The organism is Tenacibaculum sp. E3R01, from assembly GCF_003318185.1.
GTDB lineage: Bacteria > Bacteroidota > Bacteroidia > Flavobacteriales > Flavobacteriaceae > Polaribacter > Polaribacter halocynthiae.
Window position 1 is genome coordinate 145530 of the sequence record NZ_QOCC01000026.1, and the last position, 17361, is coordinate 162890.

At 28.4% G+C, this 17361-nt stretch carries 19 protein-coding genes; 4 read left to right on the forward strand and 15 right to left on the reverse strand.

Features of this window, described 5'->3' with window-relative positions; all coding sequences use genetic code 11:
• Positions 1-30: 30 nt before the first annotated feature.
• Together DS884_RS15540 and DS884_RS15545 are read right to left on the reverse strand one after the other, a co-directional pair.
• Positions 31-1098 (reverse strand): proline racemase family protein, encoded by a 1068-nt coding sequence (locus DS884_RS15540; protein ID WP_113787408.1) that lies wholly within the window; start codon positions 1096-1098, stop codon positions 31-33.
• Positions 1091-2050, reverse strand: a complete 960-nt coding sequence (locus DS884_RS15545; protein ID WP_113787409.1) for an ornithine cyclodeaminase family protein — start codon at positions 2048-2050, stop codon at positions 1091-1093. The genes DS884_RS15540 and DS884_RS15545 overlap by 8 nt, the downstream gene beginning before the upstream one ends.
• Positions 2051-2187: 137 nt before the next feature.
• Between DS884_RS15545 and DS884_RS15550 the strand changes: the two genes are divergently transcribed.
• On the forward strand, positions 2188-3513 hold the full coding sequence (locus tag DS884_RS15550; protein WP_113787410.1) for a S28 family serine protease: 1326 nt from the start codon (positions 2188-2190) through the stop codon (positions 3511-3513).
• Between the two features lie 12 nt (positions 3514-3525).
• A complete protein-coding gene (locus DS884_RS15555) occupies positions 3526-4734 on the forward strand; it encodes a M24 family metallopeptidase (RefSeq protein WP_113787411.1) in 1209 nt (402 codons plus the stop codon).
• Between the two features lie 66 nt (positions 4735-4800).
• Here DS884_RS15555 and DS884_RS15560 read toward each other — a convergent pair whose 3' ends face one another.
• Both DS884_RS15560 and DS884_RS15565 read right to left on the reverse strand, forming a co-directional pair.
• Entirely contained in the window at positions 4801-6447 is a 1647-nt protein-coding gene (locus DS884_RS15560; RefSeq protein WP_113787412.1) for a DUF6029 family protein, read from the reverse strand.
• A gap of 4 nt (positions 6448-6451) precedes the next feature.
• On the reverse strand, positions 6452-6934 hold the full coding sequence (locus DS884_RS15565; RefSeq protein WP_093872073.1) for a TlpA family protein disulfide reductase: 483 nt from the start codon (positions 6932-6934) through the stop codon (positions 6452-6454).
• A gap of 238 nt (positions 6935-7172) precedes the next feature.
• Between DS884_RS15565 and DS884_RS15570 the strand changes: the two genes are divergently transcribed.
• Positions 7173-8234 (forward strand): Omp28-related outer membrane protein, encoded by a 1062-nt coding sequence (locus tag DS884_RS15570; protein ID WP_093871685.1) that lies wholly within the window; start codon positions 7173-7175, stop codon positions 8232-8234.
• Positions 8235-8318: 84 nt separating this feature from the next.
• Here DS884_RS15570 and DS884_RS15575 read toward each other — a convergent pair whose 3' ends face one another.
• Genes DS884_RS15575 through DS884_RS15585 form a run of 3 tightly spaced genes read right to left on the reverse strand, consistent with a single transcriptional unit; the run spans position 8319 to position 9479 of the window.
• Complete coding sequence (locus tag DS884_RS15575; RefSeq protein WP_113787413.1) at positions 8319-8765, reverse strand: GNAT family N-acetyltransferase; 447 nt, start codon at positions 8763-8765, stop codon at positions 8319-8321.
• Between the two features lie 11 nt (positions 8766-8776).
• Entirely contained in the window at positions 8777-9178 is a 402-nt protein-coding gene (locus DS884_RS15580) for a rhodanese-like domain-containing protein (RefSeq protein WP_113787414.1), read from the reverse strand.
• Positions 9153-9479, reverse strand: coding sequence for an NIPSNAP family protein (locus tag DS884_RS15585; RefSeq protein WP_113787415.1), 327 nt, complete (start codon positions 9477-9479; stop codon positions 9153-9155). The genes DS884_RS15580 and DS884_RS15585 overlap by 26 nt, the downstream gene beginning before the upstream one ends.
• A gap of 75 nt (positions 9480-9554) precedes the next feature.
• Between DS884_RS15585 and DS884_RS15590 the strand changes: the two genes are divergently transcribed.
• Positions 9555-10499, forward strand: coding sequence for a LysR family transcriptional regulator (locus tag DS884_RS15590; RefSeq protein ID WP_233487168.1), 945 nt, complete (start codon positions 9555-9557; stop codon positions 10497-10499).
• Between the two features lie 31 nt (positions 10500-10530).
• On the opposite strand, the gene DS884_RS15595 is transcribed toward DS884_RS15590, so the two are convergent.
• The 8 genes from DS884_RS15595 to DS884_RS15630 all read right to left on the reverse strand — a co-directional run bounded on the left by DS884_RS15595 (position 10531) and on the right by DS884_RS15630 (position 17306).
• Positions 10531-10920 (reverse strand): DUF4345 domain-containing protein, encoded by a 390-nt coding sequence (locus tag DS884_RS15595; RefSeq protein ID WP_093871688.1) that lies wholly within the window; start codon positions 10918-10920, stop codon positions 10531-10533.
• Positions 10921-10956: 36 nt separating this feature from the next.
• Positions 10957-11370 (reverse strand): GNAT family N-acetyltransferase, encoded by a 414-nt coding sequence (locus DS884_RS15600; protein ID WP_176974429.1) that lies wholly within the window; start codon positions 11368-11370, stop codon positions 10957-10959.
• Positions 11371-11398: 28 nt separating this feature from the next.
• Complete coding sequence (locus DS884_RS15605; protein ID WP_093871689.1) at positions 11399-11986, reverse strand: 2OG-Fe(II) oxygenase; 588 nt, start codon at positions 11984-11986, stop codon at positions 11399-11401.
• A gap of 155 nt (positions 11987-12141) precedes the next feature.
• A complete protein-coding gene (locus DS884_RS15610; protein WP_113787416.1) occupies positions 12142-13095 on the reverse strand; it encodes an AAA family ATPase in 954 nt (317 codons plus the stop codon).
• Positions 13096-13179: 84 nt separating this feature from the next.
• Positions 13180-14556, reverse strand: a complete 1377-nt coding sequence (locus tag DS884_RS15615) for a peptidylprolyl isomerase (protein WP_233487169.1) — start codon at positions 14554-14556, stop codon at positions 13180-13182.
• Positions 14519-15325 (reverse strand): hypothetical protein, encoded by an 807-nt coding sequence (locus tag DS884_RS15620; RefSeq protein ID WP_233487170.1) that lies wholly within the window; start codon positions 15323-15325, stop codon positions 14519-14521. The genes DS884_RS15615 and DS884_RS15620 overlap by 38 nt, the downstream gene beginning before the upstream one ends.
• A gap of 60 nt (positions 15326-15385) precedes the next feature.
• A complete protein-coding gene (locus tag DS884_RS15625) occupies positions 15386-16996 on the reverse strand; it encodes a peptidylprolyl isomerase (RefSeq protein WP_113787418.1) in 1611 nt (536 codons plus the stop codon).
• 10 nt (positions 16997-17006) lie between these two features.
• On the reverse strand, positions 17007-17306 hold the full coding sequence (locus DS884_RS15630) for a DUF493 family protein (protein WP_233487171.1): 300 nt from the start codon (positions 17304-17306) through the stop codon (positions 17007-17009).
• Between the last annotated feature and the right edge of the window lie 55 nt (positions 17307-17361).

Here is a 17361-nt window from a genome sequence, read left to right on the forward strand (position 1 = left end):
TTTTATAAAAAAAATACACTCAACAATATGTTACCTAAATACAAATCCTTTTTTCATAGGGTCTTGAGGGTCAATAATAAAATTTTGTTTTCCAGTTATATGTGCAGTTCCTTCTACTTGAGGTATTACAGCTTTAAAAGTTCCATAATCTTCTTCTGAAACTACCGATCCTTTAAATACTGAACCAGTTATACTTTCAATACTCATAGTATCACCAAAACCTATTTCTTTTCTTTTTTTATGTATAGCCATCCTCCCTGACACTCCTGAACCTGTAGGGCAACGATCTACTTCACCTTCTGCAAAAATGCAAACGTTTTTACTATCAACTCCTGAAGATTGTTTCGTATTATCTATAAAAATGGTTCCGTATAAAAAACTTAAATCACTTTCAAACGGATGTAAAATTTCTTTATCAACTTCCATTACAGCATGCTTTATATCCATTCCTTTTGCTATTAATTGTCGATATGATTTTGGAGTTAAATCAAAGTCAAAATTATTTTTAGCCATATCAACATAAGCATAAAATGCACCACCGTAAGCTAAATCATAAGTCACTTGTCCTATTCCGTCTAAAATCACCTCTCTATCCAAACCAACTACAAAGCTTGGAACACAATGGAAGCGTACTCCAGTTACTTTTCCGTTTTTAACATTTGCATAAGATGTTATTCTTCCACAAGGAGCATCTATTTTTAAAATGTTATCTCCCTCCTTTATGGGTATCCAATTCATTTCTATTGCTAATGTTGAAATTGCAATAATTGCATGTCCACACATAGTAGAATATCCTTCATTATGTAAAAAAATCACACCAAAATCGCCATCATCATCATTTGGTGGTAACAAAATACAACCATACATATCGGCATGTCCTCTAGGTTCAAACATCAATGCTGTACGCAAATAATCATAATTATCTTTACAATAACGTCTATATTCTAATACATTGTCCCCTTTCAATTCAGGAAAACCATCTACAATTACCCGTAAAGGTTCACCTCCAGTATGCATATCAATAGTTTTAATTTGCATCCAATTTTCTGGTACACTAAATTCAGTATTTTTTAAAATATTTTGATATGTTTTACTCATTGGTATATTTTTTATAATAATAATTAGCAGCTGTTAAATCTTCTAACGCATGACCTACAGATTTGAAAAAAGTAATTTCACTTGAAGATACTCTACCTTCTTTTTTATCTGTACATAATTCAAATAAATCAGCCTTCACCTCTTCTTCTTTTAGAATACCTCTCTGTAATGGAATTAATATATCTCCACTTTCTTTTAACCCTCCTTGATAAGTATCTACATAAATTAATGACTTTTTAACCGCCTCATCATCAGCTTCTCTTGTATCCTTTTTATAAGCACCTACCAAATCTACATGCTGACCTTCTTTTAAGTATTTTCCTAAAACCAAAGGCTTAGGAGATAATGTTGCACTAGATATGATATCAACTTCTGAAATTTTATCTTCTATATTTTTAACAGGAACACTTATGTAATCCTCTCCTTTTAATTGGTCACAAATTCTTATTGCTTTTTCATAATTACGCCCCCAAACATAAACTTTTTCAATAGCACGTACCGATGCGTGCGCTTTAATCAAATTCACAGATAATGCACCAGTACCTATCATCAATAAACTTTTAGAATCTTTTCTTGACAGAAATGATGACGCTAAAGCTGAAGCTGCTGCTGTTCTTTTAACCGTTAAACTCTTGGCTTCTAAAATAGCTTTTATGCTTCCTTTTATGGCATCTAAATAAATATAAGTTCCTTGTATTGATGGCATATTAAACTGTCCATTTTCTGGACTTACTGTTACTATTTTAACTCCTGCATTCTTACTGGGGTTCCAAGCAGGCATTAATAATAATGTTGAGTCAGATTTCAATTCAGGATTTGGAAAATCATGATGGTGCCTCATAGGCACTATTATCTCATTACAAGAAAACATTTTTTTTAACTCGTTTACTAACTCTAAAAACACTGTATTTTGCTCAATAAACGTGTCTGATATTTGTAGAATTTCATTCATGATACTAAAAGTATTAAATTCTTAAAAACTACATTCAATATTACCATAATAAAGAATAATATTATACAAACTATAGCTAAAATAGTATCACTAGCTATTTCTGAGAGCTAGTATCTTTATGTTATAAATTATTTTTTATGAAACATCTTAGAAATACAATTGTATTCGTTTTTTTAGCCTTTATTGGTTTAGCATGTAAATCTTCAAAAGAAGATATTAAAGTTCAAAATTTTAAAACTCAATTACAAACTTTATTTCCAAAAGCTGAAATTGATTCTATAGCAAGTAAAGATCATTTTAGTGAATCATATAGAGTTATTTTAGATCAAAACCTCAATCCTAAAAATCCTTCAGAAGGGACTTTTAAGCATTATATATATGTTTCACATAGTGCTTATGCTAATCCTACTGTTTTAATCACTGATGGTTATGCTTCATATAATAGAACTAGTGAAATAAGTAAAGTATTTAAAGGAAATCAAATTATTGTAGAGTATCGTATGTATGGTAAATCAAGACCAGAACCACTTCCTTGGAAACACTTAACAAACGATAATGCTATTGAAGATTACCATAATCTTGTTACCAAACTTAAAACTTTGTACAAAGGCAAATGGATTTCTTCAGGAATTAGTAAAGGAGGAGAAACTACGTTAATTTACAAATCAAAATATCCAAACGATATTGATGTTGCTGTTCCTTATGTTGCTCCTATGATTAATGGATTAGAAGACCAACGTACTACTAATTTAATTAACTCTGTTGGAAGCTCTGAATGTAGAGACAAGATTAAAAACCTACAAAGAAAAGTTTTAAAAAATAGAACAAAAGCACTTGATGCTTTTAAGGAAATTGCAGCTAAGAATAATTTACAATTTAACGAGGTTCCACATGAAGAAGCTTTAGAATATGCTGTTTTAGAGTTTCCTTTTTCATTCTGGCAATGGAGAGGCGGTAACTGTGAAGAAATTCCTTCAATTGATGCGCCTATTAAAGATTTAGTAAACTACATACATAAAGCTGTGGGTATTGGATTTTATTCAGATAAAGGTTATAAGAAATATCTTCCTTCATTTTATCAGCACATGAGAGAATTAGGATATTATGGGTTTGATTTTGCCCCTGTAAAAGATTTACTAAAAGTAGTTACAAGTACCTCTAACAAAAGATTTGCTCCTAAAGATGTAGATCTAACTTACAATTCAAAATATATTAAGGATGTTAGAAACTATGCTGAAAATAAAGGTAATAATATTTTATATATTTATGGAGCATACGACCCTTGGGGTGCATGTGCACCAACTCCAAAGCCAGAAGTTGATGCCCTTAAAATGGTTTTAGCTAACTCAGATCATAGCACTAGAATTAAACATTTTTCTAAAAAAGATCAAGATAAAATATATGCTAAACTTCAAAGTTGGTTAGGTGAAAAAACACAGATTTATAAATTATACAATAATTAAACAACAAACCAAATGATTGGAATTGGAGGTTCAACAATAGCTGAAGAATTAGCAAAAATAAAACCCAATATTAATGATATTCAACCAATACAAAAGGAAGAATTTCAACAACGTATACAAAAAGCTTCAAGCTTATTAAAGAAGATGAATGCCCAAGCCATGTATTTACATGCTGGTACTAACTTATTTTATTTCACTGGTACTAAATGGAACTCTAGTGAACGTATGGTAGGTGCTATTTTATTTTCAAATGGAGATATAGAATATATAGCTCCTAAATTTGAAGAGGGTACTATTCTAGACTTTATGCTTATTCAAGGAAAAGTACAATGCTGGGAGGAACATGAAAGCCCATATGAGCTATTTATAGCTTTATTGGAAAAAAGAAATATTAACGGTGGAACAGTTTTTATAGACGAAGCTACTCCTTTTTTTGTTTCTAATGGTATTTCTAAACTTACAACAAGTTACAATTTTGAAGATGCTAAAACTATTACTGCTTCTTGTAGAATGGTAAAATCTAAAGCCGAAATAGCTATTATTCAACGTGCAATGGATATAACTTTAGAAGTTCAAAAAGCAACTGCACGAATTTTACATATAGGAATCAGTACAAAAGAAGTTACAGAGTTTATCCACGAGGCACATAAGCGCTACGGCATACCTTCTGGTTCTTATTTTTGTATAGTTCTTTTTGGAGTAGATTCTTCTTTTCCTCATGGTGTAAAAGCCCCGAAAGATTTAGAAGAAAATGAAATTGTTTTAGTGGATACTGGATGCCAATTACATGATTACATTTCAGACATTACTAGAACATATGTTTTTGGAACTCCTACTAACAAACAACGTGAAATATGGAATATTGAAAAAGAAACTCAACTAGCAGCTTTTAATGCCGCTCAAATTGGTAATTCTTGCGCTTCTATTGACAAAGCTTCCAGAGCTGTGTTAGAAAATAATAAATTAGGTCCAAATTACAAGTTACCTGGACTTCCACATAGAACGGGACATGGAATTGGTCTAGATATTCATGAATGGCCATATATTGTTAGTAACGATTCAACTATTTTAGAACCAGGAATGTGCTTTAGTAATGAACCTATGATTTGTGTTCCTAGAGAGTTTGGAATTCGACATGAAGATCATATTTACATGACAGAAAGTGGTCCTAAATGGTTTACAAAACCAATGCTTTCTATAGATAATCCGTTTGGAGAGTAATAACACTTATATAAAAAAGGCTACCCTCTATGGGTAGCCTTTTTAATTTAAATCACATTTATATGATTAGAAACTCATACTTATGTTTACAGTAACTCCCGTACTTTCAGGAACATTTCTACAAACACCTCCTACGCAAACTAAACCTCCACGCTGTCTTCCATAATTCAAAGCAAACCTATGTGATTTGTATGTATAACTTCCTCCTAAATTGTAATAATGGATTTTTTTAGACACATCTGTACTTCCATAATTATATATATCACTAACATAAAAAGCTAAATTTGATGAAGTATTAAACTCTACAGTACCTCCAGTCCAATTCTTTCTATCATCTTTAGTCCATAAATGTTGAGCTTCAAAACGAATAGACTTTCCATTTCCTATTTTAAATGTTGATTCACCAACTAAAATATCAGCTCTCACTTCACCAGCCTGCTCTTCTATAAAACGCTTATTATAATATTGATTTACATAATAAAAAATACTACTCCATTTTTTTGACCACTTTTTACGAACTTCTAAACTAACCTCAGAAAAATATTTTTCACCAAAACCCAAAAGAGAAGTATCATAATCAAAATTATTAAAATCTACATCTCCTTTTAATCCTGCCCAATAAGAAGCATTTACAGCAATTTTGGTTCCGTACTTACCTCCTAAAAGAGTTTTCTTCTTTATTTTATAATACAAATCCATTTGACCTCCTATTTCTCCTAACTTAACTAAAGTAGGATCTATAAAGGAAATTTGAGGTTGCGCTTGATATACATATATATTCGTTAACAGATAATCATGTTGTTTAGTAAGCCCAGGAATGTAATTTATAATATTTTGATTAAAATTTTCCTTTACTGCATCTCTTTCTGAATAGAAATTAGCATTTTCCATTCTTCTTAAAGTAACATCGATACCTAAACCTTTTTTAGCATATCCTAAGTTTAATAAAAAAGAGTTTCCTTTTTTAGCATTTCTTACATTTCCAAAAACATAAATAGCATCTTCTCCTTTCGTTACATATTCAGCGTTAGAATAGAAATTACCTGAAGAAAAATCTACTCTCCCAGAAAAGCTATTTGTTAATGAATTAAATTTAGGTGTCAAGATTTCATTCTTTTGGTTTCTTCCAAGATAACTAACTCCGAAAACCAAATTAGAATTTTCAAAACTCAATAATTGTGATAAATCTATATTAGAGTCAAAACCAAAAATTGTTCCATCTGAATATTTAAAACCGGCTCTCTGTTGTCCAAAAACAGCTGTTACATCGATATAATCTGTTGGGAAATATTTTACACGAGCTCCCCTTAAAGCATTGTTAATCCCTAATTGTCTATTCTCCCATGTTCTAAAAATCAATCCACTTCCAAATTGTTCATAAAAATGACCAACTGTAAGATTTATTTTTTCTGATTTGTAACCAGCATAATAAAGACCTAAATTAGTTTTTTCAAAACCTGGATAATAATTTAACAAAGCCATTGGTGAATAACTTTCTACCTGTAATCCTGCATAAAAATTTTTATATCCATATTCAACAGTTAAATAATTATTAGATCTAAATCTATTTGGAGCAACAAAATCCCCAGTTTTTGAATCATCCATATAATATTGTGAGTTAGATTCAAACCCTATTGATAAGTAATCGTTTTCTTGAGCATTTAATAAAAAGCTTAAAAAAACAAAGCAAAGTGTTAGTAGGTTGTTTTTCATGATCTTAATCTACATTCTTTTTAATTATTTCATAAAGTTCATCTTCAAACCCAGGTGAATACCCCGAATGCCTGTATATAATTTTATTATTCTTTACAACTAACAACTCAGGCACAGTATTGATATTTAAAGCTCTTTGTAATTCTTGATTTTTATCTAAAAGAATTTTATAATCCCAAGCTTTTCCATTCGCTAGAGCTTTTACTCTTTTTTGAGATCTAGAATCATCGGTTGAAATAGCTATTAATTCTACATTTGTTTCCTCTTGCCATTCGTCATATACATCATTAATTGCATCTAACTCATTTAAACAAGGTACACACCAGGTAGCCCAAAAACTAAGAATGGTTATTTTGTCTTTCGAAATTTCATCAGAAATATTAACAGAAATCCCTTTTAAATTATGAAGTCTCTTGTTTGGTACAGTTTTTTGTGAATAGCTCATTATAGTAGTTAATAACAAGCAGAATAAAATAATTTTTTTCATTTTTAAGTTTTTCATTTAACATTATGTTTACATCTATTATGTAACAAAAAGAAAGATGTTTTCCCTACAAATATTTTAATATTTAGGCTAAAAAAGTGTGAAAGTATGTTAATTATTTCGGTTAAGTTTAAATTTTTAACTAAAAAAAAATAGAGTTATCAAAAAAAACGTAAAAAAAATGTAGGGTAAATTAGTTTTTTGTTGTTTTATAGTCAACAAATTAAGAACTATATAAATTATGAAAACAACAAAATTATTTTTAAGCTCTATTGTTTGCGCTTTAACTTTTACTCTTTTTATGGCATGTTCTGCTTCTTCTGATGCCGATCCTGGTAATGAAGAAACTGTAAAAAGTGTTGAAATAAAAAAAGACAAAGACGGTGATATTATTTTTACTGGTGAGGTTGTAAAATTTACTGTTATTGCTAACGGAGGTATAAATGTTACAACAAGTGCTACTATTTATGTAAATGGTGATAAAATTAGTGGTGACTCATTTAAACCAACAACTGCTAAAGCATATGAAGTAAAAGCTATTTACAAAAATGTAACAAGTAAAAACAAACTTAACTTAACTTGTGAGGCTAAAGGAGCTACTTTTCAAAAGAATGTTGTAGTTGAAGACTATACAGGTGCTTGGTGTGGTTGGTGTCCAAGAGTTTCACATGCATTGAAACTAGTAAGCGATAAAACAAGCAACATGATTCCTATTGCCGCACATATTGGTGATAACATGGAGAATAAATATTCAAAAGAATTAGCTAAAGCTTTTGATGTTAAAGGATACCCTACTGCTTATGTTGATAGAGCTAAATTATGGTCAAGTCCTGAACCACAAAACACTGCAGAAATTTTAAATTTAATAAAAGACAATGCTGTTTTAGGTATTAAAATGGAATCTACTTTAAATGGTACAGACATGAACCTTAAAGTTAGTGTTAAGTTTGGAAACACTTATGCAGGAAAACTAAAACTAACTGTTTTTGCTCTTGAAGACGGTATTGTATTAAGTCAGAAAAACTATACAAGTTATTATGGTGGAGCTTCAGATATTGCTGACTTTAAACACAACTATATTTTAAGACATTCTTTTACAAGCGTTCTAGGAGATGAAATTGACTCTAAAGAAACAGTAAAAGATAATGTTTACACGAAAGAATTTAAAGGAAGTGTACCAAGTACAATCAAAGATTCTAGTAAAATGAGTTTTGTTGCTATCGTTTCTAATGGAGACACTAAGGCTGCTATAAATTCAAGAAGTGCTAAAGTAAGTACTTCTAATAATTTTGAAGTAAAATAATTAGTAAGTATAAACTAATAATAAGAAGTGACTGTCTTGTAAAACAGTCACTTTTTTTATTCTACTAACATAAAGTTATATTCATTAAATGCCACTCCATAAAAACCTTTCTTTAGTTTTATATTTAGCACCTACTTTTTGGTAAAACTGAATTGCTTCTTTATTAAAACTAGGAGTTTGCCATTGTATACTTGTACAATTTTCAGATTTTGCATGCATCTTTATCTTGTTCATCATTTTAACTCCTACGCCTTTCCCTCTTATTTTTTCCATTAAAAACAAACAATCTAAATACATATAAAATTCTGCATCCCAAGTAGAGAATTGTTTCATAAATGTAGAGTATCCAACTATTTCATCTTTATCTTCTACCACCAGACAGTTAACAGTTAAAGGTTTTTTAAAAAAACATTCTAAGAACAACTTTTCTTTACCTTTACTATTAAAATCTGATTTTTCATAAATAGCATGCAACTTACATAGTTCTAATAACTCTTTTACATCTTTTTTTTGAATAAACCGTATATTCATTTTTCAGATTTTTAACAAGCACATTCAAATTCCGAGCCCTTTGTAGGTTTAGTGCCATTTGTTGCATATCCATCAAATTTCCACCATTCAATTCCTCCTATGAGTTCCTTCACTTTAAAACCTAATTTAGTCATTTTTAATGCCCCTTTTGTTGATGCATTACAGCCAATACCATCACAATAACAAACATAAGTTTTAGTTTTATCTAAGCTTTTAGTGCTTTCTTCTGTAATTTCTATATATGGAATGTTTATAGCTGTTGGAATATGTTCTTTATCAAACCCAAACTTTCTCCTTGCATCTAAAGCAATATAATCAGTACCTTTTTCAAAAGCTTCATATAAATCTGAAGGATCCATTTCATAATTTAATTTGTTTTCGTAAAATTCAATTTGTTTTTGTGCTTGTTTCATCTAATATTGGTTTTAAAAAATTTCGTTCATAACTAATAATACATTTAGTTTTATATGCAAATTCATATGCCTTTTTACAAGCTGTATCTGTTTCACTATCTATTCTATATTTTTCATACATTGAAAGTGATTTAAAACTAAATAAAGCTACTGCAATATTATTTGCACTTTCATGAGGTAAAAAATATCCGTGGTGTATCCCTTCAAACTTTTCTACTAAAGGAATCCACATTTTTGCATACTTTTCAAACTCTTTTACTTTAAATGGATCAATTGTATATTTTAAGTAACAGGTTATCATTTTCTTGATTTATATGGACAAATATATAATCACATTTGTTGTCTATTAAAAAATTAAAATGAGCATTATGCATCTATGATTGATTTTTTTTCAACTAAAGTATATTCATATTATTGTAACTTTGATTTTATGGAAATAAAGTATTTTAGGTTGATTAAAACTATAGCTGAAGAAGGAAGTATTGCTAATTCAAGTGAAAAGTTATTTTTAACGCAATCTGCCTTAAGTCATCAACTAAAAGATTTAGAAGAACAACTAGGGTTTAAGGTATTTCATCGTACTAGAAACAAATGGTCGTTAACTGAGGAAGGTATTGAACTTTACAACTTAGGGAATTCAATTTTAAAAAGTATCGATTCTAGTTTCAAAAATATTGAAAACATAAGAGCTGGTTCTACAGGTACAATTAAAGTAAGTACTGAGTGTTATTCATTTTATCAGACTTTACCTCGTTTTATTCAAAAAATGGGAATCTTATACCCTGATATTAATCTAGATTTAATTCTTGAGGCTACACATCAACCAATTACAAAATTACTATCCAATGAAATTGACATAGCCATAGTTACTTCTAAACCTAAAAATAATTTACTAACTAGCATTGATATTTATGAAGATAAAATTTTTGCTATAATGCACAAAGAAAATGAACTAAGTAAGTTAGACTATCTTACTGTAAGTGATTTTTCAAATGTACATTTAATAATACATTCTTATCCTTTAGAAACTGTTTCAATTTATGAGAAATTATTAAAGCCAAACAAAATTATTCCTGCTAAAATTTCTGCCATACCACTTACAGAAGTCGCTTTAAAAATGGTTGAAGCAAATTTTGGAATAATGTGCCTTCCTAAATGGACTTTAAAATCGTTTAACATCTCCAATGATATTGTTTTTAAAAAAATAGAAAAAAAAGGATTAAAAAGGAATCATTATTTAGTAATTAGAAAGGCGGATACTTCAAAAAAATATATTCAAGATTTTATTTCAAATTTTATTGATGAGTTTCCTATAATTTAAAATAAACTAATGAAAATCCTCCAATATTTAGTTAACTATATTTTCTTAATTGGTAAACTGAAAACAACCCAATAACAAGCTCAGCTATAACTCCAAAAACATATCCACTAGTTGGAGTGCCATCTATAATAATACTTAATATTCGCCCAGTAGCTAAAGTCAACATAAATAAAATATTTAGTTCTGTAGCACTTTTCCAGTAATTTTCTTTAATAATACCTACTAACCAAATACAAGAAATCCCGATATATAAACACATAATTGCTTTAAGTAAATTAGAAAGATCTATCGTACTTACTTCTATGTTTAAATTGGTAGATAATATTGACGGTGTTCCATAAATAATCGCAGTTGGTACTACAATCAATAAAGAAATAACAAGATGCAAATTTTTAAAAAATAGAATTCCTTTATAATTCATTTAAATAGTATGTTTTCTTTAATTAGTACATAGCTCTTAATCTATAATATTTTCCATAATCACATACTCTATTCCTCCTTTGTTAAATTTATTCGTTGTAGCTTTTAAATCAAATTTTTTATAAAATTTTTCTTTTTCAACTCGAGCATTACACCATATTCTTTTAGCTCCTTCTTTTTTAATAACATTTATAATGTTTTTTAATAAAACTGTACCATGTCCTAACCCTTGATATTCAATTAATGTTGCAAATTTTCTAAATTGAACTTCATTATTCTTAGTAAACAGTGATATTATTGAGGTTATTTTACCATTTACAAATAAACCAAAATGCCTTGCATTCATATCTCCTTCTAATTTAACATAGGATATTGGCATATTAGGCCACATAACTTTATGCCGAATAGGTAAAACATCAGAGGAATTTATTTGTCTAACTTCTGTAGCCATAGTGTTTACTTATTTTTTTTCTTTTGTGTTATCTAAATGGTGGTCCAGATACCCAGCCAACAATAGATTGTCGTGTTCCTTTTGTTATTGGTGTAACTCTATGCATAATAAATGATGGAAATATTACAATAGTTCCTTTTTCTCTTGGAGCAGTAACTATTTCTTTATTAACCATAAATTCTAAATCACCTCCTTCATAATCATTCGGATCAGATAATTGAATGGTCATACTTAACTTTCTTGCAGAAATTTCACCAGCTCCAAAATCTAAATGCCAATCAAAAAAATCTCCTTCAGAATACCTAGTAAGTTGTAACTCTTGATGAAACCCTAATAAATCAAACCAATATCTTTCATTATTAGTATTGATAGCTAAAGAAGCTAATTTGCTATATATCCAATCATTTTCAGGAATATTATCAATAAACATAACCGAACTTTTTCGCAAGTCATCGTTATATTTTTCATCTCCACTTATAGTAGCTTTGATAGTTGATTCATCACTCCAAAAACTAATTATCTTTTCAATTTCATGAGGTAAAAATAGACCTTGGTAATAAACAAATTCTGCAAAATTATGTTTAAGTGGCAATCCAAAAGGATAATTAATTGACATAGTACAAACTGATTAAACGTTATGATATTAATTTCAAATGAGTTTACAAGATAGTATTAATTTAAAAAATTAATACTTTTTTATAACAAGTAATTCATAATAATGAAACACCACTAACACTAAATCTATAAAACCGGTAAGTAGTTTTAAAATACCTAAAACAATGAAGTAATAATATCTTTAATGGTAATACTTTCTGCCTCTGCTTTATAGTTTTTTACCATTCTATGAGAAAGTATTGGAACAGCAACAGCCTGTACATCTTCAATATCTGGTGAATATTTTCCAGAAACAGCTGCGTAAGCTTTAGCTGCTAAAATTAAATTTTGTGATGCACGTGGCCCTGCTCCCCAATCAATATATTTTCTTACAAAATCAGTTGCTTTTTCAGATTTAGGTCTTGTTTTACCTACTAATCCAACAGCATACTCAATAACATTATCTGCTACAGGGATTTTACGAATTAACTTTTGAACTTCAATTATTTCATTCGCAGAAAAAATAGAATTTACAGTTTGATTAATTATAGATGTAGTGCTTTTTACAACTTCTACCTCTTCTTCAAAAGTTGGGTATTCTAAGTTAATAGAAAACATAAACCTGTCTAACTGTGCTTCAGGTAATGGATATGTACCTTCTTGCTCTATTGGATTTTGAGTTGCTAACACAAAAAAAGGTAAATCTAATTTATAATGCTGTCCAGCAACTGTTACTGAACGTTCTTGCATTGCTTCTAATAAAGCTGCTTGAGTTTTAGGAGGTGTTCTATTAATCTCATCTGCTAAGATTATATTTGAGAAAATTGGCCCTTTTATAAACTTAAATTGACGATTCTCATCTAAAATTTCGCTTCCTAAAATATCAGAAGGCATTAAATCTGGAGTAAACTGAATTCTTTTAAAGTTAAGCCCTAAAACATCTGAAATTGTATTTACTAATAAAGTTTTAGCTAATCCAGGAACACCAATTAATAGTGAATGTCCTCCACAAAAAACAGATAAAAGTGTAAAGTTAACAGCCTCTTGCTGTCCTATAATTACCTTTCCAATTTCTTGTTGTAATTGTGTGTATTTTTTAACTAAATTATTTACAGCAGTTACGTCAGACATTTTACTATTATTTTTATATAAGTATCCGCTCAAAAGTAAGGTTTCATCTTTAAACTATTGAGCGGATATCTATGAGTTATTTTATTATTTATTTTCTTTCTTCCAATCTTTTTTAAATGTACATTTTTTATACTCGTTCCCTAATTTAATATAGGTTTCTTGTATTTTTTCTTTTGACCATTTGGTAACAGTTTCTTCTTTTTTCTTAGCTAAAGCAAATTGTTGCATTCTAACATAATCTTCTACAATATCAGCTTTATGAGTATCAGTTCTATTTTTTACGAAAATAACCTTATACATTTTCTCTCCACCTCTAGTTTCATCGTAAAAAACATCAGATAATTGACCTTGCTTTAACTCACTAATTCTAGCAAATAAATCTGGTGGCATTCTTGTTAATTCAAATGTTGGCTCTTGTGTATATGGATTAACTAATAAACCTCCGCTATTTTTCGTATCATCATCTTCAGAATATTTTTTTACAGCCTCATCAAAAGTAATTTTACCTTCTTTTACTTCAGCTACAATTCTTTCAATCTCATCTTTTGTTTCCTTTAATTTTTCATCAGAAATTTCTGGTTGCATTAAAATATGAGATACTTCTCTACCTTTACCTTTTATTTTATGTAACTGAATAATATGATATCCAAAAATAGTTTTAAAAGGCTCAGAAATTTGACCTTCATCTAAAGAAAAAGCTACTTCCTTAAACTCTTTAATAAATTGAGTTTCTTTAGTTATTACTCCCATGTTCCCCTGATTACGAGTTACACTAGGATCATCAGAATTAATAATAGCTTTTAATTTAAAACTAGAACCTTCTTCAACTTCTTTTTTTATTTTGTTTAATTTCTCAACAACTCTATCGCTTTCCTCTTTTGTTGCTTCAGCATATAAAACCAGTTGAGCTAAACCTACTTCTGCAGGAATTTCAGGTAATTCATTTTTTTCTTTCAAACCATTAAAATACACACGTACTTCTTCAGGAGTTACATCAATTTTTTCTGTTATTTTTTGCTGTTCTTTTTCTATGAGTGTATTTTCTCTCTGAACTTTAACTAATTCCCTTCTCATTTCATCGACACTATTAAAATTATAAACTTTAAGCATCTTTTCTTTACTACCATATTGATTCAAAAAATAATCAATACTTCTTTTAACTTTACTATCAATTTCACTTTGAGAAACTGTTATACTATCAACAACAGCATGATGTGCCAAAAGTTTTTGTTGCATTAATTCTTCTAACATTTCACAATCAGTAATAGTAATTTTACCTTCACTTCTAAGTTCTATTTCTTGTTTAAATTTATCAATATCAGAATCTAAAACAATATTTTTACCAACAACAACAGCTACTCCATCAATCTTGTTTTGTTGTGCTTTTAAGGTTAGTACAGTTAAAAATAAAGTTAGTAAAAGGCTAGTATTCTTTAAAGTTTTTGTTTTGAATAGCATCATTTATCAGCGTTTTTTCAATCTCTCTTATTAATTCTAATTTTCGTTTATGTAAAATAATTTGTTTTATTCTAATATTTACATGACTCAAAGGAGCTGTTTCATTTTTTTTCAAAATATTTTTTACAGCGACCAAATATACTCCTAAACTATCTTCTTTTTGTATGAATTTTGATATTTTTAACAGTTTTTCTTTTAATTCACTACGAAATGGAGGTATTTTTCGTTTTAAATAATCAATAGTTACCCAAGAAGTATCTTGCAAACGATATGATTTAAAACTTAACAAATATTTTTCTAAATCTTCTTTATCTTCTTCTTTTTCAGATTTAAAATTTTTAACAATTTTATCTTTATCTAAATGGTCATTTCCAAAAAACAAATAATCAAATTGTAATAGTTCATCATTCAATCTAAAATTATCTTTATTTTTTTCATAATAAGATCTCACTTCACTTTCAGAAACTATTGTATCTAACTGTTGTTTTATTAGTTTTTCTTTATACCCATTTATGTATAAACCAGCTTTGTAATCATTAACTAATTTCTCAATTTCAAGACTACTTATTTCAGATATATTTTCTTCAGCCTTATTTAAAAAAAGTTGTTGTTTAGCCCATGAGTTTATTAACCCCTTTACAACAACAATACTATCTTGTTTTGATAAATTTTTTGGCAGTAGATTTTTAATATCTTTTTTATAAAGATGGGTGTTATATACTGAAGCTATTAATTTTCCTTCTTTTGTTCTTTGTTTTTTTAAAGTGATCAAATCACAAGAAATAAAAAAAAATGTGCTTAGTAATAGTAGTAGAAAATAATTTTTCACTTTTTATTGATTATATATTTGTTTTAATTTTTTAAGTTCTCTTTTTCTAATTCTTATAACATTATTCTTTCTTAGGGCTTTTATCCAATCATCTTCTAGTTTTTTTTGATAATCACTTATTACCTCTCCTTTAATATCTTCTAGTTTCTTTTGCTTATAGTTTCCTTTTGTTTTATTAAAAAAACGTTGCAAACCAATAGAATCATTAGCTGATTTTTTCCATATTTTTTGTTGCATTAACTCAAATAAAAGTAACCCCTCTTTATATTCAGTTAGTGTATATTTATACTCTGGTTCTTTGTTTACTAAATCTTCTTTAAAGTAATTAAAAATCTCTTCATTTTTAAATCCCTCAAATAATAATCCAATATCCTCTTTTCTTCTATATCTAATATAATCAAAAAAAGCTTTTTGTTTAATTTTTTTATTATTTATAGAAAGTAAGTTATCATGTGTTAATTGCATTTTAGACAATTCTTTTATTGATTTATTTGTAAAAATTTCAAAATTTTTATCATAAATACTTATATCATATTCCTTTTTTAATTTGTCTAGAACTGCCTTCTGAGATACTCTTAACCTATCAGAACTTTTAACTTTTTTCTCAATAGTTACTTTCATCTTATCAAAAGAGTTAATAGGGTAAGTTTTTAATAGTTTTACAATATGCCACCCAAACTTAGTTTTAAAAGGTTTACTAACTTCATTTATTTTTTTTAAAGCTAATACATTTACCTCAAAATCTTCAACCATTTTACCAGTTCCAAACTTTGGAAGTTTACCACCTAATTGTGCAGTTCCAACATCTTCTGAATATTTTTGAGCAATTTCTTCAAAAGATTCACCTTTTTTAATCTTCTTATACAATGAATCTATTTTTGCTTTTCCTACTATAGATCTATCTCTAGCTAAAATATGAGCTACTTCAAATTCACCTTTTGACTCTCTTTTTCCTGTTACTTTTAAAATATGATAACCGAATCTTGTTTTAAACGGATTTGATACTCCTTGCAAGTCTGTTTTATAAGCGTTATCTTCAAAAGGATATACCATTTTAAATGCTGAAAAGTACCCTAAATTACCTCCATTAAACTGCGCTGAAGGGTCTTCTGACATTTCTCTTGCTACCTTAGCAAATGATTCTCCAGACACAACTCTATTTCTAATTTCTATAATTTTATTATACGCTTTTAATGTATCTGCACTTGTTGCTTTTTTAGGTAATCTAACTAATATATGACTTGCTTTTACTTCATTTTTAATTCGTGAGTAAGCCTCTTTTACCATTTTATTAATTGACTCTTGATCTTGTAAATAAGGAGCAATCAATTGTTTTTTATACCCTTCTAATTCTCTCTTATAAGCTCTTACAGTATCTAAACCTAATGAATACGCCTCATTTACTTTTAACTTATAATTTATATATAAATCAAGATATTTATCAATATTTTTAGAATCTTCATCAACAACAAGTCCTAAGTTTTTTTCATAAACCCTTTTAAACTCTGAAACTGATACAGGTTTTTTATTAACACTAAACAATTCTTTTTTACTTTGTGCAACAATTGTTAAACAACAAAATAAAATAGCTATACTTAAAACTTGTTTTTTCATAAATTGCTTTTTATAAAGAAATAATACCTTTTATTAATTCTGCTTTTTTATAATACGAAATTACTTCATCAGAACTTTTAACCGTTAAATGTATAGAAACACTAACATATTTACCTGTTCTTGAATTTTTTGTGCTTATTACTGCTCCCCCACTATTAAATAAACTTTGTACTTCATCTACTTGTTTACCGTCTGTAGGAACGATAAATTTATATAAATATTTTGTAGGAAAACTACTTGTATCCTCTAATTGTGATTTTAATTTACTGTAAAACGCTTCTCTATCTGACATAATTATTTCATTTATCATATTTTTTATCAGAAAAAATATTTAAACTGATAAAGCACAAAATTACACTATTTAT